General features: G+C 70.6%; 25 protein-coding genes, 2 tRNA genes and 1 other RNA gene. 17 read left to right on the top strand and 11 right to left on the bottom strand.

The genetic code is table 11. The annotated features are described in order from the left end of the window. The first annotated feature begins 69 nt into the window (after positions 1-69). A complete protein-coding gene (locus ACFYTT_RS26525) occupies positions 70-600 on the top strand; it encodes a tRNA adenosine deaminase-associated protein (protein ID WP_387263118.1) in 531 nt (176 codons plus the stop codon). A gap of 100 nt (positions 601-700) precedes the next feature. Further along, positions 701-1255, top strand: coding sequence for a nucleoside deaminase (locus tag ACFYTT_RS26520; protein WP_387263173.1), 555 nt, complete (start codon positions 701-703; stop codon positions 1253-1255). Positions 1256-1346: 91 nt separating this feature from the next. On the opposite strand, the gene ACFYTT_RS26515 is transcribed toward ACFYTT_RS26520, so the two are convergent. The 3 genes from ACFYTT_RS26515 to deoD form a co-directional block, all read right to left on the bottom strand. Then, on the bottom strand, positions 1347-1808 hold the full coding sequence (locus ACFYTT_RS26515; protein ID WP_131053993.1) for a thioesterase family protein: 462 nt from the start codon (positions 1806-1808) through the stop codon (positions 1347-1349). Then, positions 1808-2443 (bottom strand): TetR/AcrR family transcriptional regulator, encoded by a 636-nt coding sequence (locus ACFYTT_RS26510; protein ID WP_176095485.1) that lies wholly within the window; start codon positions 2441-2443, stop codon positions 1808-1810. Before ACFYTT_RS26510 ends, ACFYTT_RS26515 begins: the two co-directional genes overlap by 1 nt. A 155-nt stretch (positions 2444-2598) precedes the next feature. Continuing rightward, positions 2599-3306, bottom strand: coding sequence for a purine-nucleoside phosphorylase (gene deoD / locus ACFYTT_RS26505; RefSeq protein WP_131053991.1), 708 nt, complete (start codon positions 3304-3306; stop codon positions 2599-2601). A 75-nt stretch (positions 3307-3381) separates the two neighbouring features. Between deoD and ACFYTT_RS26500 the strand changes: the two genes are divergently transcribed. The 3 genes from ACFYTT_RS26500 (at position 3382) to ACFYTT_RS26490 (ending at position 5481) form a co-directional block, all read left to right on the top strand. Then, positions 3382-3468 (top strand) — tRNA-Ser (locus ACFYTT_RS26500). A gap of 446 nt (positions 3469-3914) precedes the next feature. Further along, on the top strand, positions 3915-5312 hold the full coding sequence (locus ACFYTT_RS26495) for a hypothetical protein (RefSeq protein WP_387263115.1): 1398 nt from the start codon (positions 3915-3917) through the stop codon (positions 5310-5312). Then, positions 5281-5481 (top strand): hypothetical protein, encoded by a 201-nt coding sequence (locus ACFYTT_RS26490; RefSeq protein ID WP_387263112.1) that lies wholly within the window; start codon positions 5281-5283, stop codon positions 5479-5481. Before ACFYTT_RS26495 ends, ACFYTT_RS26490 begins: the two co-directional genes overlap by 32 nt. 68 nt (positions 5482-5549) lie before the next feature. Here the strand turns inward: ACFYTT_RS26490 and ACFYTT_RS26485 are convergent, their stop codons facing one another. Beyond that, entirely contained in the window at positions 5550-6044 is a 495-nt protein-coding gene (locus tag ACFYTT_RS26485; RefSeq protein ID WP_176096051.1) for a hypothetical protein, read from the bottom strand. 74 nt (positions 6045-6118) lie between these two features. Next, positions 6119-6676 (bottom strand): hypothetical protein, encoded by a 558-nt coding sequence (locus tag ACFYTT_RS26480; protein ID WP_387263109.1) that lies wholly within the window; start codon positions 6674-6676, stop codon positions 6119-6121. Between the two features lie 293 nt (positions 6677-6969). Here ACFYTT_RS26480 and ACFYTT_RS26475 point away from each other — a divergent pair, with 293 nt between their 5' ends. After that, the gene (locus ACFYTT_RS26475; RefSeq protein WP_387263106.1) at positions 6970-7938 is read left to right on the top strand and encodes a DNA-processing protein DprA; all 969 of its coding nucleotides are present in this window, start codon (positions 6970-6972) and stop codon (positions 7936-7938) included. 28 nt (positions 7939-7966) lie between these two features. Continuing rightward, on the top strand, positions 7967-8686 hold the full coding sequence (locus tag ACFYTT_RS26470) for a hypothetical protein (RefSeq protein WP_387263104.1): 720 nt from the start codon (positions 7967-7969) through the stop codon (positions 8684-8686). A 242-nt stretch (positions 8687-8928) separates the two neighbouring features. Here ACFYTT_RS26470 and ACFYTT_RS26465 read toward each other — a convergent pair. Next, positions 8929-9013: transfer RNA gene (locus ACFYTT_RS26465), tRNA-Ser, on the bottom strand. A gap of 81 nt (positions 9014-9094) precedes the next feature. Here ACFYTT_RS26465 and ffs point away from each other — a divergent pair. The 9 genes from ffs to ACFYTT_RS26420 all read left to right on the top strand — a co-directional run bounded on the left by ffs (position 9095) and on the right by ACFYTT_RS26420 (position 19500). Beyond that, positions 9095-9184, top strand: an RNA gene (ffs, locus tag ACFYTT_RS26460) — signal recognition particle sRNA small type. A gap of 212 nt (positions 9185-9396) precedes the next feature. Continuing rightward, positions 9397-12270: a DNA polymerase III subunit gamma and tau gene (locus ACFYTT_RS26455; protein ID WP_387263101.1), complete on the top strand. Its 2874-nt coding sequence runs from the start codon at positions 9397-9399 to the stop codon at positions 12268-12270. Positions 12271-12395: 125 nt separating this feature from the next. Further along, positions 12396-12704, top strand: coding sequence for a YbaB/EbfC family nucleoid-associated protein (locus tag ACFYTT_RS26450; protein WP_236145756.1), 309 nt, complete (start codon positions 12396-12398; stop codon positions 12702-12704). An 8-nt stretch (positions 12705-12712) separates the two neighbouring features. After that, a complete protein-coding gene (gene recR, locus ACFYTT_RS26445) occupies positions 12713-13306 on the top strand; it encodes a recombination mediator RecR (RefSeq protein WP_131053469.1) in 594 nt (197 codons plus the stop codon). 260 nt (positions 13307-13566) lie between these two features. Then, positions 13567-15228 carry an ABC transporter substrate-binding protein gene (locus tag ACFYTT_RS26440; protein ID WP_131053468.1) on the top strand — a complete coding sequence of 554 codons (1662 nt, stop codon included), beginning with the start codon at positions 13567-13569 and terminating at the stop codon, positions 15226-15228. 78 nt (positions 15229-15306) lie between these two features. After that, a complete protein-coding gene (locus ACFYTT_RS26435) occupies positions 15307-16311 on the top strand; it encodes an ABC transporter permease (protein WP_117227296.1) in 1005 nt (334 codons plus the stop codon). After that, a complete protein-coding gene (locus tag ACFYTT_RS26430) occupies positions 16308-17270 on the top strand; it encodes an ABC transporter permease (protein WP_387263097.1) in 963 nt (320 codons plus the stop codon). Before ACFYTT_RS26435 ends, ACFYTT_RS26430 begins: the two co-directional genes overlap by 4 nt. A gap of 11 nt (positions 17271-17281) precedes the next feature. Further along, a complete protein-coding gene (locus ACFYTT_RS26425; protein WP_387263094.1) occupies positions 17282-18400 on the top strand; it encodes an ABC transporter ATP-binding protein in 1119 nt (372 codons plus the stop codon). Next, complete coding sequence (locus ACFYTT_RS26420; RefSeq protein WP_176095471.1) at positions 18397-19500, top strand: ABC transporter ATP-binding protein; 1104 nt, start codon at positions 18397-18399, stop codon at positions 19498-19500. The genes ACFYTT_RS26425 and ACFYTT_RS26420 overlap by 4 nt, the downstream gene beginning before the upstream one ends. 75 nt (positions 19501-19575) lie before the next feature. Here the strand turns inward: ACFYTT_RS26420 and ACFYTT_RS26415 are convergent, their stop codons facing one another. Beyond that, positions 19576-20022 carry a hypothetical protein gene (locus tag ACFYTT_RS26415; protein ID WP_131053465.1) on the bottom strand — a complete coding sequence of 149 codons (447 nt, stop codon included), beginning with the start codon at positions 20020-20022 and terminating at the stop codon, positions 19576-19578. Further along, entirely contained in the window at positions 20004-20666 is a 663-nt protein-coding gene (locus ACFYTT_RS26410; RefSeq protein ID WP_131053464.1) for an HNH endonuclease family protein, read from the bottom strand. The genes ACFYTT_RS26415 and ACFYTT_RS26410 overlap by 19 nt, the downstream gene beginning before the upstream one ends. Positions 20667-20774: 108 nt before the next feature. Here ACFYTT_RS26410 and ACFYTT_RS26405 point away from each other — a divergent pair, with 108 nt between their 5' ends. Beyond that, positions 20775-22253: an MFS transporter gene (locus ACFYTT_RS26405; protein ID WP_387263090.1), complete on the top strand. Its 1479-nt coding sequence runs from the start codon at positions 20775-20777 to the stop codon at positions 22251-22253. 65 nt (positions 22254-22318) lie between these two features. Here ACFYTT_RS26405 and leuA read toward each other — a convergent pair whose 3' ends face one another. From leuA to ACFYTT_RS26390, 3 genes are all read right to left on the bottom strand, one after another. After that, complete coding sequence (gene leuA, locus ACFYTT_RS26400; RefSeq protein ID WP_176095470.1) at positions 22319-24076, bottom strand: 2-isopropylmalate synthase; 1758 nt, start codon at positions 24074-24076, stop codon at positions 22319-22321. A gap of 240 nt (positions 24077-24316) precedes the next feature. Then, positions 24317-24865 carry a nitroreductase family protein gene (locus tag ACFYTT_RS26395; RefSeq protein ID WP_131053461.1) on the bottom strand — a complete coding sequence of 183 codons (549 nt, stop codon included), beginning with the start codon at positions 24863-24865 and terminating at the stop codon, positions 24317-24319. A 176-nt stretch (positions 24866-25041) separates the two neighbouring features. After that, the gene (locus ACFYTT_RS26390) at positions 25042-25950 is read right to left on the bottom strand and encodes a hypothetical protein (protein WP_387263087.1); all 909 of its coding nucleotides are present in this window, start codon (positions 25948-25950) and stop codon (positions 25042-25044) included. Positions 25951-26056 lie beyond the last annotated feature (106 nt).

The raw sequence follows: 26056 nt of genomic DNA, 5'->3' as shown, positions 1-26056 counted from the left end.
CGACCCGACCGGCTAACGTGCACGCGTAACGGGTCGGCGTGTGCTGTGCCGAGGCTACTTGGGGGAACCGTGTCGTACTTCGCTGCGGCCGTCGTGCGGGAAAAGGGTGGCTGGACTGCCGCCGAGCTGAGTCTGCGGGGTGCCGCCGACGTCGACGAGGTGGCCGAGCGCCTCCGTGACCTCGCCCCCGACGCGGACCTGTCGCTGCTGTTCGTCGAGGCGGACGACACCTATCTGGTCATCCTCCGCCTCGACGAGGGTGAGGACCTGCGCGTCTTCGGTTCCGACTCGGCGTACGCGGAGGAGTCCCGGCTGGGTGCCCTGCTGGTCGGCGACCTCAAGACGTCGGTCACCGGGCTGGACGACACCGAGGAGGTGCGCCCGGCGGCCACCAGCGGTGGCGACGACAACGAGCAACCCGCCGTCGACCCGGAGGCGGACCCGGTCGGCGAGGCGGACCTCCTCACCGACCTGGGCATCCCCGCGCAGCGCCTGCTGGCGCTCTGCGCCCACGAGGGGATGATGCCGGCCGACGTCACCGCCGAGGTGTGCCAGGTGCTCGGCTGCGTGGACGACGTCGAGGAGCTGCGTGAGGTCTGAGCCGGTCGAGGGTGCGCCGGTCCGGTCCGGCGGTGGTGGACCGGCTGACGCGACCGATCCGGCACTGGAGACGGTCCGGCCCGGCCAACCCACCCCCGGCGTGGTCGGCCGGGTGGGGCCGGGAGCACACGAGGCACTCGCCGACCCGACCGGCACCGGCCGGCGACAGCGGCACGAACTCTGGATGCGCCGGGCGCTGGAGATCGCGGTGACCGGTTCTGCCGGCGGCGCGCCCCTCCCCACCGACGTCGACTCGGCCCTGGCCGGCTCCGTCGACGACGTGCCGGTGGGCGCGGTGCTCTACGGCCCGGACGGCGCCGAGTTGGCGGTGGGCCGCAACGAGCGGGAGCTGACCGGCGATCCGACCGCGCACGCCGAGGTGCTGGCGCTGCGCCGGGCCGCCCAGCGGTGGGGCCGGTGGCGGCTGGACGGCTGCACGCTGGTGGTGACCCTGGAACCCTGCACCATGTGCGCGGGCGCCCTGGTGCTGGCCCGGGTCTCGACCGTGGTGTTCGGCGCGTGGGAGCCGAAGACCGGGGCCGCCGGTTCGCTCTGGGACGTGCTGCGGGACCGCCGACTCAACCACCGACCCGAGGTGTACGGCGGCGTGCTGGAGGCGGAGAACGCCGCCGTCCTGCGCGCCTTCTTCCGCTGACGCCGTCGCGTCTCCCGCCCCTGTCGGTGTCGCGGCCTTCTTCCGCTGACGCCGTCGCGTCCGCGTCGGCGTCAGCGGTGGTGGCCGTCGGTCAGGTCGCCGTCGGGCGGAGCAGCGTGTCGGCGACCGACCGGGCCACGTCCGTCCACGGTGTCGGGCGCATGGTCGCCGGGTCGAGCCGGACGATCGCCCGCCGCCCCTCCGCGTACGTGGTGGTGTCGTCGAGGGAGTGGAACCGGTAGGCGTACACGGCGCTGCTGGTGCCGAAGTGCTCCAGCCAGAAGTGCACGGCGATCGGGCCGGTGCCGGTGACCGGCGCGCGATAGGTGATGCTGAACTCGCGGACCGCGTGGAACACGTCCGGCGTGGTGGCCCGTCCGGCGCGGTAGGCCACCCCCTGATCCGACCAGTACGCGGTGATCGCACGCTCCAGCAGCAGCGCGTACCGGGCGTTGTGCAGCAGACCGAGCGCGTCGAGGTCGTCGAAGTGCACCATGGCCGGCCCGACGTGGCCGTACGCGACGGCGGGCTGGTCGGCGAGGGCGTGGGTCATCAGGGGCCTTCCGGTAGCAGGGTGGGATCGGGGCAGAGTGCCCGCAGACGGGTCAGTACGCCCCGACGGGCGTGTCGGTAGGTGGTCTCCGGGTCGAGCAGCCGGGAACGCATCGCCGCCGCGATCCCGTACGCGTCGATCTCGTACGCGAGCAGCGCGACGTCCAGGTCGGCGGGGAGTTCGCCCCGCTCGACGGCGTCCCGGACGAGCCGTTCCAGGAACGCCGTCCAGTCGGCGAAGACCTCGGCGAGGCGATCCCGGACCGGCCCGGGGCGGGCGTTGAACTCGAACTCGGTGGTGGCGAAGAAACAGCCACCGGGCAGCACCTGCGCGGCGTAGAAGTCGATCCGTGCCTCGTGCAGCGCCCGGATGCGGCGTACGCCCCGGGGTGCGCGCAGGGCCGGCGCGACGATCCGTTCCTGCCACTGCGCTGCCGCCCGGTCGATGGTGGCGAGTTGCAGCGCCTCCTTGGAGCGCCAGTGCGCGAAGAGGCCGGACTTGCTCACGCCGAGGGAGTCGGCGAGGTGCCCGAGGGAGAGGCCGTCGAGCCCGTTGGCGGAGGCCAGGCTGACGGCGGCGTCCAGCACTGCGGTGCGGGTGCGCTCACCCCGGGCGAGCCGGCCGTCGACGGTCATACGGCGACCCTACTAAAGAAGAACGACCGGTCGTATTTATTTAGGCGGTGACCATCGTCACCGGTCCTGACGCGCCACGTCCCGCCACCGCGAGGCGGTGACGGGACGGTCGATGCGGCTACCGCAGAGGCCGTGCCGGTGCGGCGGTGTGGTGCTCAGGCGATGATGGTGTCCAGCGCGATCTCGACCATCTGGCTGAACGTCTGCTCCCGCTCCTGCGAGGTGGTCTTCTCACCGGTCTTGATGTGGTCGCTGACCGTCAACAGGGTCAACGCCCGCGCCTTGAAGCGCGCCGCGATCGTGTAGAGCGCGGCCGACTCCATCTCCACCGCCAGCACGCCGTACTCGGCCAGGCTGTCGTAGAGGTCCGGCCGGTCCGTGTAGAAGGCGTCCGCCGCCAGGATCGGCCCCACCCGCATCGCGACGCCGCGCCGCTCGGCCACCTCCACCGAGGTACGCAGCAGCCCGAAGTCGGCGACCGGGGCGTAGTCGATCAGCCCGTCGAACCGCATCCGGTTCATGTTCGAGTCCGTCGACGACCCGATCGCCGCGATCACGTCACGCAGCTTCAGATCCTCGGTGAGGGCGCCGCACGAACCGACCCGGATCAGCGACCTCACGCCGTACTCGTTGACCAGCTCGTGCGCATAGATCGAGGCGGACGGCATGCCCATCCCCGAGCCCTGCACGGAAACCTCGACACCGTTCCAACGCCCGGTGAAGCCCAACATCCCCCGGACCGTCGAGTAGCAGGTCGCGCCCTCGAGGTAGGTCTCCGCGATCCACTTGGCCCGCAGGGGGTCACCCGGCATCAGGACCCGCTCGGCGATCTCGCCCGGCTTCGCGCCGATGTGCGTACTCATGGCAGAGATCCTGCCAGGCCCACCTGTCCGGGACCGGTTCGGCGTCGGAACCGGCAGTCCTGTACCCTCGTCGGCGGTGGCGTGTCCGAGTGGCCTAAGGAGCACGCCTCGAAAGCGTGTGAGGGTTTACGCCCTCCGCGGGTTCAAATCCCGCCGCCACCGCTCGTGAACAGCGAAAACGCCCGGTCGATCCGCGAGGATCGACCGGGCGTTTCCCGTTGCCGCCCCGCACGCCGCCCCCGCCTGAGCGGTTCCGCCCGTCCGGAGTGCGATGTCTGGCTGACCGGGCATGGCCATCGATCTCCGGGTCCCTAGGATGTGTGAGCGGCCGACGGGTCCGGCACGGTCTCCCGCTTCCACGGGGCTCCCGGTGGGCTCGTCCCGCAGTCGGGTCCGTGGAGCGGACGTGCACTGAACACCAGCCGCACCGAGATCATCAACTACGCGGAGTGTGTCGCCGGTCGGTGAGGCGGCCTCCGCGTCAGCACGTACGAACATCGAGAAACGGGGTATCGATGCGGCGAAGAGTCGCGGGAGTCACTGTGCTGGCGGTTGCCGCCGGCATGGCGGTGGGAGTACCCGCCCACGCGGCGGGCGATTATCGGACGGTGACCCGGGAGGGAGTCGTCCTCCAGGTCGATCGGGTGCCGGTGTCGGTCACGCCGGTCAAGGGGAGCGGAGCGACCCGGTCGGATTTCGACGGTGACGGCGTCGACGACGTCGCGGCCTCCGCCGATCCCTACGAGCACAGCCTGCCGCAGTCACCCGGTGGCCTGGTGGTGGTGCGCTACTCGTCGACGCCGTACGTGGACTATCTGGCCACGGCGGTCTCACCGGTCGGGGGTGGCTGCGTCTGCTTCGGGGAGATTCTCGCCACCGGGGACTTCGACGGTGACGGGTACGACGACCTGGCGGCCGGGGAGCACGACGCGTACGACACGACGGTGAAGGTGCACGCCGGTGGGGTGTGGGTGATCCCGGGCAGCAGCAGCGGCCTGCGGATCGACTCGGCGAAGTACTTCACGCAGAGCAGCCCGGGGGTGCCCGGCGCCTCGGAGCGGGAGGACCGGTTCGGGTCGGCGTTGGCGGCGGGCGACATCAACGGTGACGGCCGGGACGATCTGGCGATCGGCGCGTACGGGGAGGCGATCGGCAGTCTGGGTGAGGCCGGTGCGGTCACCGTCCTGTACGGCGGCACCGGTGGCCTGACCGCCACCGGTGCGCAGCAGTTGCACCAGGACCAGGCCGCGGTGCCCGGCTCGGCCGAGAAGGGCGATCACTTCGGCTGGACGCTGGCCATCGGCAAGGTCGACAACAACAGGTACGCCGACCTGGTCATCGGTGCGCCGCAGGAGAACAGCAACTCCTCGTCGACGGGCAGCGGGATGCTGACGCTGATGTGGGGTTCGGCGAGCGGTGTGAAGCTCAGCGGAGCCACCTCGGTCACCGGGGCGGCGCTGCGCGGTGCCACCGGACGCAGCGACAGCTACGTGTGGGATCTCGGCATGGCGCTGGCCGTCGGCGACGTCAACGGCGACGGGTTGGGCGAGGTCGTGGCCGGTGCCCCGCACGCGCAGAGCCCGAAGGGCAACGAGGGCATGGTCGCGGTCTTCACCGGTCGCAGCGGCGGTCTGTCGAGCAGCGCGGTGAAGCTGTTCAGCCAGCGTACGGCCGGTGTGCCGGGCGATCCGGAGGCCGGTGACCTGTTCGGCGCGACGCTGGCGGTCGGTGACGTGACCGGTGACGGCCGGGCCGACGTGCTGGTCGGCGCACCCGGCGAGGCGATCGGTACGAAGGGCCGAGGCGGGCACGATCGCGCTGCTGAAGGGCTCTGCCTCGGGGCTGACCGGTACGGGTGCCCAGGGCTTCGACCAGGATCACGCGGTCGTGCCGGGCGGCGCGGAGCGCGGCGACCGGTTCGGTGGTGCGGTCGCCCTGCTCAGCCTGAACGGCACCGGTCCGCTGGACGCGCTGGTGGCGTCGCCCGGCGAGGCGGTCACCGGTGACCCGGCCGGCCTCTCCTCCGGGTCGGTCGCGGCGTTCCACGGGGGCTCCGGCGGGCTCGTCCCGCAGGCGACGTCGTGGAGTGGCCTGAGCCTGCGCACGGACGTCGTCTGGCCACTGTGGTACGGCCGGCGGCTCGCCGCCGCGCAGACCGGCGGCCTGAACTACTGACCTGACCGCGACGAGATCCTGGTGCGGACACGCCCCTCGGAGGGCAGATTCGTACCGGGATCTCGTCGTCAGCAGGGGCCGTGGCCCTCGACGAAGAGGCGGTGGGCCCAGTCCGCGTACCCGGCGATGATCTTTCGGACGGTGTCGCCGTCGTGCAGGAACAGGTACGCGCGGTCGCCGTCGCGGGCGAACAGGCCGTCGAAGCGGTGCGTTCCCGGCGGTGCGTGCAGCGCGCGTACCTCCGGATAACTGGCCCTGACCTGCGTGATCGGTGACCCGGCCGCGATCCCTTCCGGGGTGCGGACCGGGTCGCCGGCCCAGAGCAGGACCAGCCGGTCGTCGATGAAGACCGGGCTGATCATCTCGTGTCCGGCCAGCGTCGGACCGCAGGCGTCGACGTCGGTGCGGAGCATGCCGCGCCGGGCCAGATCGTCCTCCGTGTCACCGAAGTCGACATCGGACAGACCGTCGAGGTCGACGACGCTGGCCGCGGCGACCGGCTCACGGACGGCGATGGTGTCCGGTGGCATGGGTCCGCTGCCCGAGATCGCGGCAGCAAGCAGCAGTGTGGCGATGAAGCCGAATTGTCGCAATTTCATGGAATCCCCCAGTCCCCAACGTGACGGGAGCGAAGAGGTTATTGCCGCGCCTCCCATTCGTCGGCCAATTCGTCCCAGTAGTCGGCGCTCAGCCCGCGCCGGCCGTGCGTGAGCCAGCCCTCGGTACTCCGCTCCACGTGCAGTCCCAGCTCGGCGAAGGGGTCGAGCCAGCGGCCCGGCTCCGCACCCAGCTCGATCAACGCGGCGTTGATCGGCCAATCCGGACGCGGCCCGTCGAAGGCCGCGTCGAAGCGCGGACCCCAGGACAGGGCGCCGCCCAACCAGACCGCCGCCGCCTGGTGCCCGATCCCTCCGGCGAACTCCGCCTCGACGTACGCCACCGGCCCCCGCCGCGACCAGCGGTTGAGCACCTCGACCAGCGCGGGGGAGAGCACCAGCGCGAACGGTTCCGCCGCGCTCGGCTCGTCGGCCGCATAGTCGGGCGGGGTGCCGGTCAACTCCGCCACCAACTGCGGCGTCACCGGCAGCAGGGCGAAGTCCTGCCGCAACCCGCCGAGCACCGCGTGATCCAGGTCCCGGGTCTCCTCGCGCAGCAGGTCGGCGTCCGCGACGATCGCACTGAGCTGGTAGCTCACCGAATGTCCACAGCCTGTGGATAGAACATGTGTACGACGGTGGTCGGGCGTGCTCGCCGTCGTCGGGCAGCGCTCGGCTCCATCCGGACAGTATCGCGGTAACGGCGATTTCCGGCTGCCGTCGTCGGCTGCTCGCCGGAGCGGTGCTGCTTTGGTCGGTGGCGCTGTCGCCGGTGCGGCCAGATGCGCTCCTGGGGCGTGAGCCTGGACAATGGCGCTACCGTGACCGGGCGGAACAGTCGTACGGCTGTACGAGGATTCGGGTCGTCGGTAAGTCGAGGGAAGGAGCGGCAATGAGCCCCGTGTCGCTGCCACCGGTGCACAGCACTTCTAGGATCGGTGCCATGCCAGAAGGCCATCAGGTGCAGGTGGCGGCCCTCGTCGCGCTGCTGCGCCAGCCTGGTGCCCGCTGGACTGAGGTGGCTGCGGAGGTGCTCGCCGAAGGTAGTGCACTTGCTGTTCTGCGCCGCCAGATCGGTGCGGGAGAGACTCTCTTCGGCGATGACCCGGTGCGGGATGCGCTGGGCGCTGCTCGGGCCGAAATGCAAGCCTGGGCAGCGGAGGGCATCGGGGTCTACTCGTTCTTTGATGACGCCTATCCCGCACGTCTGCGTGACATCCACCAGATGCCTCCGATTGTGTTCACGCGGGGCACGCTCGCCGAAGACCGGCGGGCGGTGGCTGTGGTCGGAACCCGTAGGCCCACGGAGCGCGGTGTGGGTATCGCCGAGACCTGTGCCGCTGCTCTGGCGGAGTCGGGTATCACCGTTGTCTCCGGTCTAGCTGCCGGAATCGACACGGCGGCGCACACCGCGGCCCTGCGTGCAGGTGGTCGCACAGTGGCGGTTATCGGCACTGGGGTCAATAGATCCTACCCCGCAGCAAACCGGCAGCTGCAGGATCAGATCATCGAAGACGGCCTGGTGCTCAGTCAATTTTGGCCAGACGCACCACCTGCCAAGCACACCTTCCCGATGCGCAATGCCGTCATGAGTGGCTACGCGGCGGCGACGGTCGTGGTGGAAGCGGCATACCGCAGCGGAGCTCGGATGCAGGCTCGCCTCGCGCTGCAGCACGGCCGACCAGTGGTCCTGACCGACTCGCTCCTGCAACACGACTGGGCGCGTGAGTACGCCGACCGGCCAGGTGTGCATGTCGTATCGACAGCTAACGAGCTCGTTGCTACGGTCGACCTCATCGTGCACCAGATACCCCATTCCCCTCAGGCACTTGAAGGTCTACCGCGTCTTGTCGACCTATAGACAATGGGCGACCGCCCAGCATGACGAGATGCAGGTGGTCGAGCGACAGCGCAACTACCTGCGTAGCCCATTGCCGCCGGGTGATGGCATCTGTGTCGTCTGCCGCAGCACTGCGGGGATCGGATTCGAGCTGTGCTACCAGTGCGGCCAGCACCGTTCTGCATCCGGCGGTATTCAGGCAGACGTCGTCGCCCCGATCGCCTATTCGGTGGCGAGGGAGCAACATGATCACAATCTCATCGTCTACAAGTCTGCTCAGCCGTCGGTGGTCGCGATGGGAAACCTCTCCTCGCTGACGGTCCTCTACCTCGCGTATCACTGGGATTGCTTCGCGGACGTGCTTGGTGGTCGTTTCACCCACGTCGTCACGGTTCCCTCCACGCGGGGTCGACCGGGCGTCCACCCGCTCGAGACCATCGTGGCGAGACGTCTCCCTCTCCCTGTTCTCCGCCCAGTCTCGAACCCTGCCTACCGTGGTGACGACCGGAATTTCCGTCACGACCGTTTCCAGTTGCCGCAGAGCGGCGCCTCCGGCGGCAGAGTTCTGCTTCTCGATGACACATGGACGACGGGCAGTCGGGTCCAATCGCTGGCTTTCACCCTCAAGGCAGCCGGGGCGGTAGCCGTGGCAGCGGTCATCATCGGTCGCCGAGTCAACCCGTCCTATGGCCCGTCAGCCCTCCTCATGGAGCGGCTACGGGCGGCGCGGGAGTTCGACATCGCTCGCTGCGTGGTGGAAGGCGCGTGAAGCGCTCCATGAGTATGACCAGGCACGAAGTACCACCCGCCGGTCTCACCACCGGTCTTCCGCCTGCATGAGCATCCGCAGCTGCTCGCCGGTCCGACGCCGCTCGGCCACACTGCACGACGCTGCTGGTTGGTGCGAAAGCCGGCAACCGGAGGAGGGCGAGTAGCCCTAGCAGGCATCGCGCGACGAATCAGGGCCGGTCCCCGTGGGGCCGGCCCTGTCGTTCGTGCTGCTCAAGCGAGCGGAGGATACGAGATTCGAACTCGTGAGGGTGTAAACCCAACACGCTTTCCAAGCGTGCGCCCTAGGCCTCTAGGCGAATCCTCCGTCGAACAGAGTACAGGTCCCTGCCGACCCGCCTACCCCACCACCCCCTGAAGATCGACCACGGGTCGGGTAGGCTGGTGCTACCTCCCGTGCGGCGGTATCTCGTGAACCTCCCCAGGGCCGGAAGGCAGCAAGGATAAGCGAGCTCTGCCGGGTGCACGGGAGGCCTTTCTGTCTCCGGCACCGTGCGCTCCCCTCCACCCAGCGTGGTGGGGCGCTGTGCTGTCGGTGTTAACAAGGGGCCCTTCCTCTACCGGAGGCGTTAACAAGGTGCCCTTCCTTGCACTCGGCGCTGCACTCCGGAGCATCCCGTTCAGCGGGGTGGGTGGTCAGTGGGGTGTGCGCGGGGCGAGAATGGCGCGGTCGAGAGGAGGCGGGACGCCGTGGCACTGGCGCTCTACCGCAAGTACCGGCCGCGCACCTTCGCCGAGGTCATCGGGCAGGAGCACGTCACCGAGCCGCTGTCGCAGGCGCTGCGCAGTGGCCGGCTCAATCACGCGTACCTCTTCTCCGGGCCGCGTGGCTGCGGCAAGACCTCCAGCGCCCGCATCCTGGCCCGGTCGCTCAACTGCGAGCACGGTCCGACCCCGGAGCCCTGCGGCACCTGTGACTCGTGTCGCTCGCTGAGCGGCGACGGGGCCGGCTCGCTCGACGTCATCGAGATCGACGCGGCCAGCCACGGTGGTGTGGACGATGCCCGTGAGCTGCGGGAGAAGGCGTTCTTCGCGCCGGCCAACAGCCGCTTCAAGATCTATGTCATCGACGAGGCGCACATGGTCTCGTCGGCCGGCTTCAACGCCCTGCTCAAGCTGGTCGAGGAGCCCCCGGAGTACGTCAAGTTCATCTTCGCCACCACCGAGCCGGAGAAGGTCCTCGGCACGATCAAGTCGCGGACCCACCACTACCCGTTCCGACTGATCCCGCCGAAGACCCTCCGGCCGTATCTGGAGCAACTCACCGAGGCCGAGGGCGTACAGGTCGAGCCGGCGGTGTTCCCGCTGGTCGTCCGCGCCGGTGGCGGTAGCGCCCGGGACAGCCTCTCGGTGCTCGACCAGCTCATCGCCGGTGCCGGCCCGGACGGGGTCAGCTATGCACGGGCCGCCGCGTTGCTCGGCGTCACCGACGCGGCGTTGATCGACGAGATGTGCGACGCGCTGGCGGCCGGAGACGGCGCGGCGGCGTACGCGACCGTCGACCGGGTGGCCGAGGCCGGGCACGACCCGCGCCGGTTCGCCTCGGACCTGCTGGAACGCCTGCGTGACCTGATCGTCCTCCAGCAGGTGCCGGACGCCGCCACCAAGGGGCTCATCGACGGGCCGGACGACCAGATCGAGCGGATGGCGGCCCAGGCCCAACAGCTCGGGCCGGGCACGCTGTCCCGGTGCGCCGACATCGTGCACGAGGGCCTGGTGGAGATGCGCGGCACCACCGCGCCCCGGCTGCTGCTGGAGCTGATCTGCGCCCGGATGCTGCTGCCCGGCGTCGACGATTCCACCGGCGGCCTGCTCCAGCGCCTGGAACGGATGGAACGTCGGCTCACGCTCGCCGGCACGGACGCGCCGTCGGCCGCCGTCGGCTCCGCATCCGCGACCGAGCCCGCCGCCGTACGCTCCGCGCCTCCCGCCGCGCCCGCGGCTGCCGCCGCGCACCGGACCGGGACCGGCACGCCGGCTGCCGCCCCCGCCTCGACCGGTCCCGCCCCGACGGGGAGTGCCGCTGTCACGTACGACTCCGACGACACCGCCCACACGGGCGGAGGTGGCTCCGGCGGCGATGCGGCTCATGCCGAGGCGGTCGCACCGCGCCGTCAGGTGCCGCCGTCGGCCGTCATGCCCGACCCGGCCACCCCGGAACCGCCCCGCCCCGGTGCGGCGGCTCCCGGCGAACTGGACGCGGTGGCCGTGCGCCGGGTCTGGCCCGAGGTGGTCGGCAAGGTCAACCGGAGCAACAAGCGGATCGCCGCGCTGATGCGGGACGCGGTGGTGCGGGACCTCGACGGTGACACGCTCGTGGTGACCGTGAAGTCGACCGTGCTGGCCAAGATGATGACCGACCACGCCCGGGTACTCACCGACGCGCTCTACGAGGAGTTGGGCGGGCGCTGGCAGATCCGGTGCGAGGTGGCCGGCGAGCGGGGCGGTATGTCGCCCGGCAACCCGCGCGCCGCCGGCGGGCCGGCTCCCGCCCGTCCGACGTCCGCCGCCGAGGCTCCGAGCCGCCCCGCCGCCGAGACGCCGGGTCGTCCCGCCGGTGGGGGGACTCCGGTCGACAGCGGTGCGTCCGACGGCACGGCCCACCCGGGCTCCGCTGGCCGCGCTCCCGGAGGCGTCGCTGCTGCGGGTCCCGCCGGGGCGGCAGCGGCCGGTCGACCCGGCGGCGCCGACGCGGGCACTGGTGGTGGTGCGAACGCCGGGCCCGGTGCTGCTGACTCGGGCCGCGCCGGGGGCACGGCCGGTGGGGGCCCCGGTGGCGCGACTGGTAGCGCACGCTCCGGTGGTGCGGCCCACGCGGGCGCGCCCGGTTCTGCCCGTTCCGGTGGCGAGGGTGGTGCGGGTGCGCCCGGTGTTGCCGGGCGACCGCAGGGACGGGCCGGTGGCGGTCCGTCGGCTGCGTCGGACGAGAACGACGACGAGGGTTGGCCGGAGCCGGCGCGTCCCGGTGGCGTCACGCCGCCCGCCGAGTCGGGTGGAGCGGACGAGGACTGGCCGGAGGCGGCCCGACCCGGCGGCGCGTCCGCGTCGACCGGGGCTGCCTCGGCAGCGCAGGTCACGGTCGCGAACGGCCGGTCCGCCCCGGCGTCGGGCGGTCACGCCGTGGACGCTGCGGCAGGCCGGTCCGGCACGGCGGCCCCGCCCCGGCAGACTCCGGCGGGCAACGGCAACGGAAGCGGCGGTTCCGGTGGCGCACCGGTCAGCAGCGCGATCGCGGCGGCCCGGGCGGCGGCGGCCGGGCGGGGTCCGCGTACCGGTGCGGCGGGTACCCGTACCGCTGCGGCGGGCCGGCGGACTGCGGACGCCGAGTTCGCCGGTGAGCCCCCGTACGACCCGGACTTCGACGGTCCGGGGCGCGGCGGCGGGCGTGCCGGCGGCGGCCCAGCGGCGACGGCGCCGGCCTACGAGGGTTTCGACCCGGGCGACGAACCGGGGGACGAGGTCATCGACGAGAAGACCGCCCGGGAGTCGGGTGAGGAGCAGGCGGTACGTCTGCTGCGGGAGGCGTTCGGCGCCGAGAAGATCGACGAGGTGCCGACCCGCTGACCCACGGACCGTGCCCGGTGGGCGGGGTGTGGCCGCCGGAGTGTGGTCGGTGGGCATGGTTAGGGTGGGCGTGGTCTTGTAGACGAGTCAAGGGAGCGATCGTGCGGCCTGGTGGACAGCCGAACATGCAGCAGATGCTGAAGCAGGCGCAGAAGATGCAGCAGCAGATCGCCCAGGCGCAGGCCGAGTTGGCCGAGGCCGAGGTGACCGGCACCGCCGGTGGTGGTCTGGTCACCGCGACCGTGTCCGGTGCCGGTGAGATCAAGAGCATCAAGATCGACCCGAAGGCGGTCGACCCGGAGGACGTGGAGACCCTGGAGGATCTGGTCCTCGCGGCGCTGCACAACGCCACTGCGGCGGTCCGGGAACTGACCGACCAGAAGATGGGCCCGGTCGCGGGTGGGATGGGCGGCCTCGGCCTGCCCGGGTTCTGAGCCACCCGATGTACGAGGGTGCCATCCAGGATCTGATCGACGAGCTGGGGCGTCTGCCGGGCGTGGGCCCGAAGAGCGCCCAGCGGATCGCCTTCCACGTCCTGTCGGCGGATCCGGCCGACGTGAACCGGCTGGCCGGTGCGCTGCGCAAGGTCAAGGACCTGGTGCGCTTCTGCACCACCTGCTACAACGTCGCCGAGTCCGAGCAGTGCCGGATCTGCCGCGATCCGCGCCGCGGCAACGAGGTGATCTGCGTGGTCGAGGAGCCGAAGGACGTCGTCGCGATCGAGCGGACCGGTGAGTTCCGGGGGCGGTACCACGTGCTCGGCGGGGCGATCAATCCGCTGGAGGGCATCGGGCCGGACAACCTGCGCATCCGGGAACTGTTGGTCCGGCTGAGCGACGGCGAGGTGCGGGAGTTGATCCTCGCCACCGACCCGAACACCGAGGGCGAGGCGACCGCGACGTACCTCGCCCTCATGGTCAAGCCGATGGGGATCTCGGTGACCAGGCTGGCCAGTGGCCTGCCGGTCGGCGGCGACCTGGAGTACGCCGACGAGATCACCCTGGGCCGTGCTTTCGAGGGCCGCCGAGCGGTCTGATCGAGGGCCGGTGGGTGTGACACCGCCGTCGACGGCTGTCCGAAACACGTAACAGATTGATATCGATTATTCGCGGCTTTCGGCCCTTTTTGTCCCATGGCCTGTGAGCGTGCCTCCTGGTGGCCGGTCACTAAGGACACGATCCGGTACCAAGAGCTTCGCGCGCCGTTTCCCGGCGGTCGAAGTGGGAGCTATGGTCACCGCGATCGGTGACCCTGTCACCACGTTGTCCGTACCCCCAAGGACGAGGTGAAGCACCCATGCGTGCATCCAGGCCGAAGGTCGCTATCGCGGCCGTGGCGGCCGCGGCCCTCGCGGTAGCAGGCTGTGCCGAAAGCGATCGCGAAGGTTCCAGCGGTAGTAGCAACGAGACCCTCGTCTTCGGCGTCGCCGGAGACCCGAAGGTGCTCGACCCCAGCTTCGCCAGCGACGGTGAGTCGCTGCGTGTGGCGCGTCAGGTCTTCGAGACGCTGGTCCGTCCCGAGGAGGGCGGCACCAAGGTCAGCCCCGGCCTCGCCGAGTCCTGGGAGCCCGACGCGGCGGGTACGACCTGGACCTTCAAGCTGCGCTCCGGCGTGAAGTTCCACGACGGCACCGACTTCAACGCCGAGGCCGTCTGCACGAACTTCGACCGCTGGTACAACGCCAAGGGCCTCATGCAGAGCCCGGACGTGACGGCGTACTGGCAGGACATCATGGGTGGCTTCGCCGCCAACGAGGACGACACTCTCCCGGAGAGCCTCTTCAAGTCCTGCACCGCCACCGACGCGACCACGGTCAGCCTGGCCTTCACCCGGGTCTCCAGCAAGATCCCGGCCGCCCTGATGCTGCCGTCGTTCTCGATCCACAGCCCCAAGGCGCTGCAGGAGCACGACGCCAGCAACGTCACGGGCAGCGCGGACGACATCAAGTACCCGGCGTACGCGACCGAGCACCCGACCGGTACCGGTCCGTTCAAGTTCAAGTCCTGGGACGTCCCGAACAAGACGCTGACCCTGGAGCGCAACGAGGACTACTGGGGCGACAAGGCCAAGCTCAAGAGCCTGATCTTCCGCACCATCTCGGACGAGAACGCGCGCAAGCAGGCGCTGCGTTCCGGTGACATCCAGGGCTACGACCTGGTCGGACCGGCCGACGTCGAGCCGCTCAAGGGCGAGGGCTTCAACGTCCTGACCCGCCCGGCCTTCAACATCCTCTACCTGGCGATCAACCAGAAGGGGAACCCGAAGCTGGCCGACATCAAGGTCCGGCAGGCGCTGGCGCACGCGATCAACCGTCAGGCGCTGGTCGACTCGAAGCTGCCCCCGGGCGCCCAGGTCGCGGTGAACTTCTTCCCCGAGACCGTCGAGGGCTGGAACGGCGACGTCACCAAGTACGACTACGACGTCGAGAAGGCCAAGTCGCTGCTGGCCGAGGCCGGCGCGTCGGACCTGACCCTGCGGTTCCACTACCCGACCGAGGTCACCCGGCCCTACATGCCGAACCCGAAGGACCTGTTCGAGCTGGTCTCGGCGGACCTCCAGGCGGCCGGCATCAAGATCGAGCCGATCCCGCTGAAGTGGAGCCCGGACTACCTCAACGCCACCACCTCCGGCTCCGCGCACGACCTGCACTTCCTCGGCTGGACCGGTGACTACGGCGACGGTTACAACTTCATCGGTACGTTCTTCGACCGGCAGAAGGACGAGTGGGGCTTCAACAACCCCGCGCTGTTCGAGAAGTTCAAGCAGGCGGACACCACCGCGGACCAGGCGGCCAAGGTGGCTCTCTACAAGGAGATCAACGCCGACATCATGAACTTCCTGCCCGGTGTGCCGATCTCGCACGCACCGCCGGCCATCGTGTTCGGCAAGGACGTGACCGGGGTCAAGGCGAGCCCGCTCACCGACGAGCGGTTCTCCACCGCCGAGTTCAAGTCCTGATCTGACGCAAACAGAACGCGGGCGGGCGCTGTACCACAGCGCCCGCCCGCTACCCTCAGCACACCCTTCGAGGCCGCCGTGTTCCGGTTCATCGTCAGACGCCTCCTGCAGCTGATACCCACGCTGTTCGGGCTCTCCATCCTGTTGTTCATCTGGCTCCGGCGGTTGCCCGGCGGCCCCGAGACCGCCATCCTCGGCGAGCGGGGCACGCCCGAGATGCGCGCCGCGATCCGCCGCAATCTCGGCCTCGACGAGCCGATCCTGATCCAGTACGGCCGGTTCGTGCGGCGGATGGTCCGCCTGGATCTGGGCACGTCGATCTCCACCAAGCGCGAGGTCACCACGGAGTTCCTCCAGCGCTTCCCCGGCACCGTCGAGCTGACCGTCACCGCGATGGTGATCGCGATCGGCATCGGTATCCCGCTCGGCTATCTGGCCGCCCGCCGACGCGGCCGTTTCCTCGACCACGCCTCCGTCGGCGGGTCGCTGATCGGCATCTGCATCCCGGTCTTCTTCCTGGCGTACGTGCTGAAGGCGATCTTCTCGGAGAACCTCGGCTGGTTCCCCTCCAGCGGCCGGCAGGACCCGACGATCGGCGCCACCCGGATCACCAACTTCTTCGTGCTGGACGGGCTGATGACCCGGGAGTGGGACGCCGCCGCCGACGCGCTGTGGCATCTGGTCCTGCCCGGGCTCGCACTGGCCAGCATCCCGCTGGCGATCATCGTCCGGATCACCCGGGCCAGCGTGCTGGAGGTGCTCAACGAGGACTTCGTCCGCACCGCCGAGGCCAAGGGCCTGACCGAGAACGTCGTACGCCGCCGGCACGTCCTGCGCAACGCGATGCTCCCGGTGGTGACCTCGATCGGTCTGCTCACCGGCGGTCTGCTCTCCGGCGCGGTGCTCACCGAGACCGTCTTCGCGTTCAGCGGGATCGGCGCCTTCCTCGCCGAGGCCATCAACCAGCGCGACTATCCGGTCCTGATGGGCTTCATCATGATCATTGCGGTGGTGTACGTGCTGGTGAACCTGATCGTGGACCTCTCGTACAGCCTGATCGACCCGAGGGTGAGGGTCCGATGACGATCATCAGTGGCAAGAAGCGCGAGAAGATCGACCGGCTCGCCGAACTCGCCGCGCGCGAGGAGGAGCGGGGCGTCAGCCTGTGGCAGGACGCCTTCCGGCGGCTGCGGCGCAACCCGGCGGCAATCATCGGTGCCGTCATCCTGGCCATCTTCGTGCTGGTGGCGCTGATCGGCCCGTTCCTGGTGCCGTACGGCCCGACGGACACGATGGGCATCCGCGAAGGCGTGATCCGGCCGGGCGTCATCCCCGGCCCGTCCAGCGAGCACTGGTTCGGCTACGACCACCAGGGTCGGGACGTGTTCAGCCGGATGGTGGTGGGCGCCCGGCAGACCCTGCTGGTCGGCGTGGTGGCCACCCTGATCGGTCTGGCCGTCGGCGCGCTGATCGGTGGCGTCGCGGGTGCCGCCGCCGGCCTGGGCGGCCGCTGGGGACGCTGGATCGACAGCATCCTGATGCGGTTCATCGACATGCTGCTGGCGCTGCCCAGCCTGCTGCTCGCGGTCAGCATCGCCGCCCTGCTCGGCCGGAGCCTGACCACCGTGATGATCGCGGTCGGCATGGTCTCGGTGCCGGTCTTCGCCCGGCTGCTGCGCGGCTCGATGATCGTGCAGTCGAACAGCGACTACGTCCTCGCCGCCACCTCGCTCGGCGTACGCAAGTCGAAGATCGCGCTGACCCACGTACTCCCCAACTCGCTCGCCCCGGTCATCGTCCAGGCGACGCTGACCCTGGCCACCGCGATCATCGAGGCCGCCGCGCTCTCCTTCCTCGGGCTCGGCAACCCCAACTCGGCCACCCCCGAGTGGGGCGTCATGCTGGCCGACGCGCAGCAGTACCTCGGAGTACGCCCGGAGCTGGCCATCTATCCGGCGGTCGCCATCATCATCACCGCCCTGGGATTCACCCTGCTCGGTGAGGCGATGCGCGAGGCCCTCGATCCGAAGCTGCGGAAGTAGGAGGGTTCGTAATGGCACTACTCGAAGTGAACGACCTCTCCGTCACCTTCGCCCGGCGCGGTCAGCGCGCCGTGCACGCCGTCGACGGGGTGTCCTTTTCGGTCGACGCCGGTCAGGTGGTCGGCCTCGTCGGTGAGTCCGGCTGCGGCAAGTCGGTGACCTCGCTCGCCATCATGGGTCTGCTGCCCAAGCAGCCCGGTCTGCGGGTCGGCGGCAAGGCGGTGTTCGACGGCACGGACCTGCTCCAGCTCGACGACCGGTCCCGGCGGGACATCCGGGGCCGCGACATCGCGATGATCTTCCAGGACCCGCTGTCGTCCCTGAACCCGGTCGTACCGATCGGACTCCAGGTCACCGAGGTGCTGACCCGGCACCGGGGAATGAAGGGCGCCGCCGCGGCGAAGGAGGCCGCCGCACTGCTGGACCGGGTCGGCATCCCCGACCCGACGCGGCGGCTCAAGGAGTACCCGCACCAGCTCTCCGGCGGGATGCGGCAGCGCGCCCTGATCGCGATGGCGGTGGCCTGCCAGCCCCGGCTGCTGATCGCCGACGAGCCGACCACGGCGCTGGACGTCACCATCCAGGCGCAGATCCTGGAACTCCTCAAGGACCTGGTCCGGGACTCCGGCACCGCGCTGGTGATGATCACGCACGATCTGGGCGTGGTCGCCGGCATGTGCGACACGATCAACGTGCTCTACGGCGGCCGGGTGGTGGAGACCGCCCGGCGGCGTCCACTGTTCCGCGAGCCCCGACACCCGTACACGGTGGGGCTGCTCGGCTCGGTACCGCGCCTGGACGCCGGGCGCGGCGAGCGGCTCACCCCGATCCCCGGCTCGGTGCGCGACCTGCTGCCCTGGCCGGAGGGCTGCGCCTTCGCGCCGCGCTGCACCCGCCGGGTGGACGCCTGCGTCGGCCAGCCGCCGGAGCTGGTGCTCACCCACGCCGGCCGCAGTTACCGTTGCGTCAACCCGGCCCCGGTGTCGGACCCCTCGCCGGCTGCGCCGTCCGCCGAGGCTGCACCATCCGCACCGGTCGCTGAGGCACCGCCGGCTGCTGAGTCGGCCGCGCCCGTCGAGGCGTCGGGTACCGGCCAGGTGCCCGCGCCGCGCGAGGAGGAGAAGTCATGACCGAGAGCGATGTCCTCGTCGAGGTACGGGATCTCAAGGTGCACTTCCCGATCAAGCGGGGGGTGCTGTTCGACCGGACGGTCGGCCACGTCAAGGCGGTCGACGGCGTCGACCTGAGCATCTCGCGCGGACAGACGTACGGCCTGGTCGGCGAGTCGGGCTGCGGCAAGTCCACGCTCGGTCGTGCGCTGCTCCAGCTCAACCCGCCCACGGCGGGCGAGGTGCGCTTCGACGGGGTCGAGTTGACCACGCTGGCGCCGGGCAAGCTGCGGACCATGCGGCGGCGGATGCAGATGATCTTCCAGGACCCGATGTCCAGCCTCGACCCGAGGCAGAACGTCGAGTCCATCCTCACCGAGGGCCTGCAGACGCACGGCATCGGTGGCGACCGCGACGGCCGTCGGAAGATCATCGGTGAGACGCTGGACAAGGTGGGTCTGCCCCGTTGGGCGTTGTCCCGCTATCCGCACGAGTTCTCCGGCGGCCAGCGGCAGCGCATCGGGATCGCCCGCGCGCTGGTGCTCGGGCCGGAGCTGATCGTCGCCGACGAGCCGGTCTCCGCCCTGGACGTGTCGATCCAGGCGCAGGTGATCAACCTGCTCGACGAGTTGCAGGACAGCCTCGGCCTCACCTATCTGGTGATCGCGCACGACCTGGCGGTGGTGCGGCACATCTCCGACACCGTCGGCGTGATGTACCTCGGCGGTCTGGTCGAGGAGGCGCCGAGTGACCGGCTCTACACCGAGCCGCTGCACCCGTACACCCGGGCGTTGATGTCGGCGGTGCCGGTGCCGGACCCGGACGTGGAGGACCGCCGGGAGCGGATCCTGCTCTCCGGTGACCTGCCCTCGCCGGCCAACCCGCCGTCGGGCTGCCGCTTCCACACCCGTTGCCCGTGGGCGCAGCCGACGCGGTGCGCCGACGAGCGGCCGGTGCTGCGGGAGATCGGTGGCAGTCGGGTCGCGTGTCACTTCGCCGAGCAGATCGCCAGCGGCGAACTGCGGCCGCACAAGGTGAGTGCGGAGATCGTCCGCCCGGAGGGCGAGGGTGAGGAGCCCGGCGTGGTCTCCGCACCCAGCGAGCCGGGCACGTTCGTCTAGCTGAGCTGTTAGCAGGGGTCCCTTTCTATGCCGTAGGCGTTAGAAAGGGACCCCTGCTTACATCAACACCCGGGATCAGCCCTCGGGGCGGTTCAGCAGACCGACCGCGATGCTGTGCACCGCGTCCAGCCCGGCGGCGTCGGCCAGCGCCGCGCTGCCGCCGGTGACCGCGTACCACTCGTCGGCGTCCTTGTACTGCACGTGGAGGGTGACCCGGCCGTCGGCGAGGTCGGTGCGCAGGGTCAACTCCCCGGTGACCACGCCGACCTCGTCGGTCATCACCCCACCTGGTCCGGGCACGACGTCCGTGGTCCGGCTCTGCGGGCCGGTGGCGCCACCGGCGTCGGCGGTCATGCCGGCACCGGGTACCTCCACCTCACCCGCGGCCGCTCCGTCGGCGGTCATCCCGGCGGTGGCCGGGCCGGGGCTGCCGGTGGCCGCCGCGGCGTCGTCCCCACCCGCGTCGGGCGTCCGCTCGGGTGCCGGGGTGCCGCCGGCTCCGGTTACGGCTTGCTCTCCCATGTGCAGCCCTCCAACATGTCGGCCAGCGCGGCCTTCTCAGCACTGGTGATCGTGAGCTTCCAGTGGTGCTTCACCGCCACCCAGTCGCCGGCATACTGGCACCAGTATGACCGGTTTGGCGGTTTCCACTGGGACGGATCCTGATCACCCTTTGCCCGGTTGGAGGAGGCCGAAACCGCGAAGAGCTGCGGCCGGTCGAGGTCGTTCGCGAAATCACTCCGCTTCGAGTCTTCCCACTCGTCGGCGCCGGAGCGCCACGCGTTGGCGAGCGGGACCATGTGGTCGATGTCCACGCTGGACGGGTCGGTGAAGGTCCGCCCGTCGTACACGCTCTCCCAGTTGCCACCCACCACGTTGCACCCGGAGTGCTGGATGTCCTTGCCGTCGCGTTCCAGCACGGTGTCCCGGACGTCGCAGTTCTGGCCGGTCTTGCGCCAGTGCGAGAAACGGTTGCGGCTGTAGCCGCGCATCGGGTTGGCTTCGGCGACGGTCAGTTCGGAGAGCATCTGGGTGGCGGTGCCGCCGTCACCGCTGGTGGGCGACACCTCCGGCTCCACCAACTCGACGCAACCGGCCGCGCCTAGGGTCAGCGCCGCGACGAGCGCGAGCGCCCCCAGGGCGCGAGGTCCTGATCTGGTACGCACAGACGACACCTCTCCAGCTTGCGGGCTTTCGGCGATCCCGCACAGTACCCGGGCCCAGTTTCGGCGATTCGTGGTGTCTCACGTATGGCGCACGGCACATTGGTAGTCATGCCCGAAACCGCGCCCGCCCTCCGGCTGAAGTCGCATGCCGGTCGAGGCACCCTGGCCGCCGCCGTCCTCGCCTCCGGCATGGTCTTCCTGGACACCACCGTGGTCAACGTGGCCCTGCCCCGACTCGGCGCCGAACTGGGCGCCTCGGTGGCGGGCCTACAGTGGACGGTCAACGGATACCTGCTCACGTTGGCCGCGTTCGTGCTGCTCGGCGGGGCTCTCGGGGACCGCTTCGGGCGACGGCGGATCTTCCTGCTGGGCGTGGTCTGGTTCACCGTCGCCTCGGTGCTGTGCGGGCTGGCGCTGCGTACCGACTGGTTGGTGGCCGCGCGGTTCCTCCAGGGTGCCGGCGGCGCGCTGCTCACCCCCGGCTCGCTGTCGCTGCTCCAGGCCAGCTTCCACCCGGACGACCGGGGCAAGGTGATCGGGGCGTGGTCCGGGCTCTCCGGCGTCTCCACCGCCCTCGGCCCGTTCATCGGCGGATGGCTGATCGACGCGCTCTCCTGGCGGTGGATCTTCTTCCTGAACCTGCCGCTGGCCGTGCTGGTGGTGCTGGCCGCGCTGCGCTGGGTGCCGGAGAGCCGGGACGAGAGCGCCTCGCGTAGCCGGGGCGGGCGCCGACGCTTCGACGTGGCCGGTGCGCTGCTCGGCGCGGTGGCACTGGCCGGGGTCACGTACGCGCTCGTCGACGCGCCGGGTCGCGGGATCAGCTCACCTGCCGTGCTGGTGTCGGCCCTGGTCGCGGTGCTGGCCGCGCTGGCGTTCGTGCTCGTGGAGCGGCGTCGCGGCGAGACCGCGATGCTGCCCACCGGCCTGTTCGGCAGCCGACTCTTCTCGGTGCTGAACGTCTTCACCGTGCTGGTGTACGCCGCACTCGGCGGGTTCACGTTCTTCTTCGCCGTCTACCTGCAGAACGTGGTCGGCTGGTCGGCGCTGCTCACCGGCCTGGCCCTGCTGCCGATGACGGTGCTGCTGCTGGTCGGCTCGCCCAAGGCCGGAGCGTTGTCGGCGAAGATCGGGCCGAGGCTGCCGCTGACCGTCGGCCCGGTGCTGGCCGCCGTCGGGCTGCTGATGCTGCGGGAGGTGGACGCGGGTGCGTCGTACTGGCGGCAGGTGCTGCCCGGGGTGGTGCTGTTCGGCGCCGGGCTGACCCTGGTGGTGGCGCCGTTGACCGCGTCCGTGCTGGCCGCCGTGGCGGACCGCTTCGCCGGGGTGGCCAGCGGCTTCAACAACGCCGCGTCCCGGGTGGGTGGCCTGCTGGCGGTGGCCGCGTTGCCGCTGCTGGTCGGGCTCACCGGCACGGGCTACGAGCAGCCCGCCGAACTCACCGCCGCGTACCGGGGCGCGCTGCTCTGGTGCGCCGGCCTGCTGGTGGTCGGGGCGATCGTCGCCGCACTTCTGGTACGCCGGCCGACCCGCCGTGCACCGCCCGCACAACCCTGCCACTCGATGCCGGTCTCCACGCCGGACGGATGATCTCTGCGATGTAAGGAGGGGTCCCCTGCTATGCACGAGGCGATAGCAGGGGACCCCTCCTTACATCAGCGACGGGCGCGGTTGACGGCGCTGGTGACCGCCTTGACGGAGGCGGTGACGATGTTCGCGTCCATGCCGACGCCCCAGACCGTCCGGCCGTCCACCTCGCACTCCACGTACGCGGCCGCCTGCGCGTCCCCGCCGGAGGAGAGCGCGTGCTCGTGGTAGTCGAGCACCCGTACGCTCACCCCGGCCGATCCGAGCGCGTTCACGTACGCGTCGATCGGGCCGTTGCCGATCGCGTTCACCGAACGGGCCCGACCGTCCACCCCGACCTGCGCGGTGATCTCGACCTTGCCATCGGCGCTGCCGATCTCGTACTCGGTCAGCGTCACCGCCGGGTCGCTCTGGTGGTCGAGCAGGTACTGCGCGGCGAAGATCTGCCACATGGTGTCCGGGCCGACCTCGCCACCGTCGTGGTCGGTGACCTGCTGCACCACGCCGGAGAACTCGATCTGGAGCCGTCGGGGCAGGTCCAGTTGGTGCTCGGTCTTCATGATGTACGCGACGCCGCCCTTGCCGGACTGCGAGTTGACCCGGATCACCGCCTCGTAGCTGCGGCCCAGGTCCTTCGGGTCGATCGGCAGGTACGGCACGGCCCAGGTGAAGTCGTCGACGGGTACGCCGGCCGCCGCCGCGTCGGCGTTCAGCGCGGCGAAGCCCTTGTTGATGGCGTCCTGGTGGGAGCCGGAGAAGGCGGTGTAGACCAGGTCACCGGCGTACGGGTGGCGCTCGTGCACGGGCAGTTGGTTGCAGTACTCGACGGCCCGCTTGATCTCGTCGATGTCGGAGAAGTCGATCATTGGGTCGATGCCCTGGGAGAAGAGGTTCAGGCCCAGCGTCACCAGGTCGACGTTGCCGGTGCGTTCGCCGTTGCCGAAGAGGCACCCCTCGATGCGGTCGGCGCCGGCCAGCAGGCCCAGCTCGGCGGCGGCGACGCCGGTGCCCCGGTCGTTGTGCGGGTGCAGGCTGAGCACCAGGCTGTCGCGTCGGGGCAGGTGCCGGTGCATCCACTCGATCGAGTCGGCGTACACGTTCGGCATGGCCATCTCGACCGTGGCGGGCAGGTTGACGATCAGCTTGCGGTCCGGCGTGGGGTCGACGACCTCGATGACCTTGGCGCAGACCTCCAGCGCGTACTCCAGCTCGGTGCCGGTGTACGACTCCGGCGAGTACTCGTAGTAGATCTCGGTGTCCGGCGTGTGGATCTCCGCGTACTTCTGGCAGAGCCGGGCGCCGGTGGTGGCGATGTCGGCGATGCCGTCGCGGTCCAGCCCGAAGACCACCCGTCGTTGCAGCGTGGAGGTGGAGTTGTAGAAGTGCACGATCGCCCGGCGCGCACCGCGCAGCGCCTCGAAGGTGCGGTCGATGAGGTGCTCCCGGCACTGGGTCAGCACCTGGATCGTGACGTCGGCGGGGATCATGTCCTGCTCGATGAGCTGCCGGACGAACTCGTAGTCGGTCTGGCTGGCCGACGGGAAACCGACCTCGATCTCCTTGTAGCCCATCTGGACCAGGAGCTGGAACATCCGGCGCTTGCGCTCCGGCGACATCGGGTCGATCAGTGCCTGGTTGCCGTCGCGCAGGTCGACCGCGCACCAGCGCGGCGCGGTCTCGACGTGCCGGGTCGGCCAGGTGCGGTCCGGCAGGTCGATGCGGAACTGCTGCTGGTAGGGCTGGTAGCGGCGGTGCGGCATCTGGCTGGGACGTTGCCGGGCGATGGCATCGGAGTCAACGTCGGTGGGGCCGGCTGGGTGAGCCATGGCGGACTTCTCCTGGGGTCATGTGTCGTCAGCGACGGGGGTCGGCAGGAATGCCGAGCGAAAGATCCGGGACGGTGCTGGCGGCGCGGTTCGACTCCGCGACGAGGTGCCGGCCGTCAGGCCTCGTCGCGGCGACCAAGGAGAAGGTGCGCCTGCCACATGACAGGGTGACCCTACGTGATGGGACGTGGTGTGGGAAAGGTCCGTCCGGAGTATGGGATGGAAATTGCGCCTAGCGGATCAGATGACGATCTCGCCGCAGCTCAGGACGAGTTCGGAGAGTGGGCGACGGTGCCGCAGACTGGTCTCATCGGCCAGCAGGTCGGCCGGAAGGCTCAACGGATCGCCGAGTTGGCCGACCGCCACCACCACGTACGGTCGCACATCGGCGGGAAGGTCGAGATCGGCGATCAGTCCGGCCCGGTCGAAATCGGTCACCTGTCGTACGTGCAGTCCCCGCGCGGTGGCCTGCACGGTGAGGTGGGCCACCGCCTGCCCGAGGTCGTACGCGGCGAACGCCTGCTCGGTCCGCCGGTACGCGCCGAGCACCAGCGCACCGGCCCGTCCGGCCCACCGCTGCTCGGCCGGGGCGAGGTTGACCAGGATCCGCTTGAAGGTCTGGTCGTCGCGGTGTCCGAGGGCGAACCGCCAGGGCTGCCGGTTGCCGACCGACGGCGCCCACCGGGCCGCCTCCAGCAGGGTGGCCGCCTCGGCCCGGGGCAGTTCCGCGACCGGGTCGAAGGAGCGTGGGCTCCAGCGGAAGGCCAGTACGGGGGTGAGGTCGGTCATGTGCAGGAGCGTCCTTTATGGGGGATTTGGTGGTGTTGTCAGGGGGGTCGAATGTGGGAAACGACACCCGTAACGGGACGACCGGCCGGGCGTTGCCGAGCCGCACCCCGACGCCGCACCCGCCCGGACCGGGGCGGAGAACGCCCGGTGTGCCGGACCTGGAGATCGGACCGGGCCTACCCGCCACCGGTCGGCGCGGTACCTCCCGGCCCGGCGTCGCCCGCTCCGGAGTCACCCGGATCGGTGCCGTCCGGAGCGGTGCCGCCCGGATCAGGATCGGACGGCGTGGACGGCGGTGGTGGCGCCTCCATACCCAGCGGCTCGCCGTCGACCACCGGACCGGCGAGCTGCACCGTGGCCGGTGCCGGTTCGGTCGGTCCGGCCAGCGTCAGGGTGCCGAACGCCGCGCGGACCGCGGTCGGCGTGCCGTCCCCGTCGAAGCAGTAGATGCCGACGTCCAACGGTGGGTTGATCGAGGCGGCCGTGGTCTCCACCGAGTAGCAGGTGCCGGTGGCCTCGGGTGGGGCCATCGCGGGGGAGACCGACAGCGGGGCGCGCCGGTCGGTCAGCACGTCCAGCCAGTCCGTGAACGGGTGCTGCACGCGGGGGTCGATCCGGCGCGGCAGCGTGTCGTCCCGCTCGCCGACGCGTACGCAGGTCGCCGGCTCGGGCCGGGTCGCCGTCGGCAACGCGCACTGGAACAGCCCGTCGGCGGTGGCCGCGAGCGAGATGTCCGCCGTGCCGCCGAGCGCGCCGCCGGGTACGTCCACCCGCCAACTGCCGTCGTTGGCGCTGGTCACCACGATCGAGCGGTCCGGGGTGTCGGCCACCCGCAGGGTGTACCGGGCGATCAGGTGCCGATCCTGCGCGGCGGCGGCGAGCGCGGCCAGTTCGTCGCGGGCCGCGTCCTGACCCGCCGGCCGTGGCGCGGCGCTCGGCGGGGGCGGCGGATCGTCCGGCGGATCCGAGGAGCAGCCGGCGAGCAGGACGGGCAGGGCGAACGCGATCGGGGCGGTCAGACGGACGACGGGACGGTGGGCGGCGTACACCCGGCCATTCTCGGCGTTGGGTGCCCTTGCGGACACCCCCGGAAAGGTCGGCCTTTCCGGCGTGTCGCACACCACCCGTCCCGCCACGCCGGGCCGGATCGTGGGATCACCTGACCCGGCGGTCAGAGCGGCCCGATACCCT

It is taken from the genome of Micromonospora sp. NPDC003816 (assembly GCF_042874705.1).
In the GTDB taxonomy this organism is placed as follows: domain Bacteria; phylum Actinomycetota; class Actinomycetes; order Mycobacteriales; family Micromonosporaceae; genus Micromonospora.
The sequence above is the reverse complement of the archived record's forward strand: the minus strand, read 5'-3'. Positions and strand labels throughout refer to the sequence as shown.

Bases quoted from the DNA above. Each gene is read 5' to 3' on its own strand.
- ACFYTT_RS26515 (WP_131053993.1), bottom strand. From the start codon at position 1,808: ATGACCCACGCCCTCGCCGACCAGCCCGCCGTCGCGTACGGCCACGTC.
- ACFYTT_RS26510 (WP_176095485.1), bottom strand. From the start codon at position 2,443: ATGACCGTCGACGGCCGGCTCGCCCGGGGTGAGCGCACCCGCACCGCA.
- deoD (WP_131053991.1), bottom strand. From the start codon at position 3,306: ATGAGTACGCACATCGGCGCGAAGCCGGGCGAGATCGCCGAGCGGGTC.
- ACFYTT_RS26475 (WP_387263106.1), top strand. From the start codon at position 6,970: ATGAGCCCCGTGTCGCTGCCACCGGTGCACAGCACTTCTAGGATCGGT.
- ACFYTT_RS26470 (WP_387263104.1), top strand. From the start codon at position 7,967: ATGCAGGTGGTCGAGCGACAGCGCAACTACCTGCGTAGCCCATTGCCG.
- ACFYTT_RS26450 (WP_236145756.1), top strand. From the start codon at position 12,396: ATGCAGCAGATGCTGAAGCAGGCGCAGAAGATGCAGCAGCAGATCGCC.
- recR (WP_131053469.1), top strand. From the start codon at position 12,713: ATGTACGAGGGTGCCATCCAGGATCTGATCGACGAGCTGGGGCGTCTG.
- ACFYTT_RS26440 (WP_131053468.1), top strand. From the start codon at position 13,567: ATGCGTGCATCCAGGCCGAAGGTCGCTATCGCGGCCGTGGCGGCCGCG.
- ACFYTT_RS26430 (WP_387263097.1), top strand. From the start codon at position 16,308: ATGACGATCATCAGTGGCAAGAAGCGCGAGAAGATCGACCGGCTCGCC.
- ACFYTT_RS26425 (WP_387263094.1), top strand. From the start codon at position 17,282: ATGGCACTACTCGAAGTGAACGACCTCTCCGTCACCTTCGCCCGGCGC.
- ACFYTT_RS26420 (WP_176095471.1), top strand. From the start codon at position 18,397: ATGACCGAGAGCGATGTCCTCGTCGAGGTACGGGATCTCAAGGTGCAC.
- ACFYTT_RS26415 (WP_131053465.1), bottom strand. From the start codon at position 20,022: ATGGGAGAGCAAGCCGTAACCGGAGCCGGCGGCACCCCGGCACCCGAG.
- ACFYTT_RS26405 (WP_387263090.1), top strand. From the start codon at position 20,775: ATGCCCGAAACCGCGCCCGCCCTCCGGCTGAAGTCGCATGCCGGTCGA.
- leuA (WP_176095470.1), bottom strand. From the start codon at position 24,076: ATGGCTCACCCAGCCGGCCCCACCGACGTTGACTCCGATGCCATCGCC.
- ACFYTT_RS26395 (WP_131053461.1), bottom strand. From the start codon at position 24,865: ATGACCGACCTCACCCCCGTACTGGCCTTCCGCTGGAGCCCACGCTCC.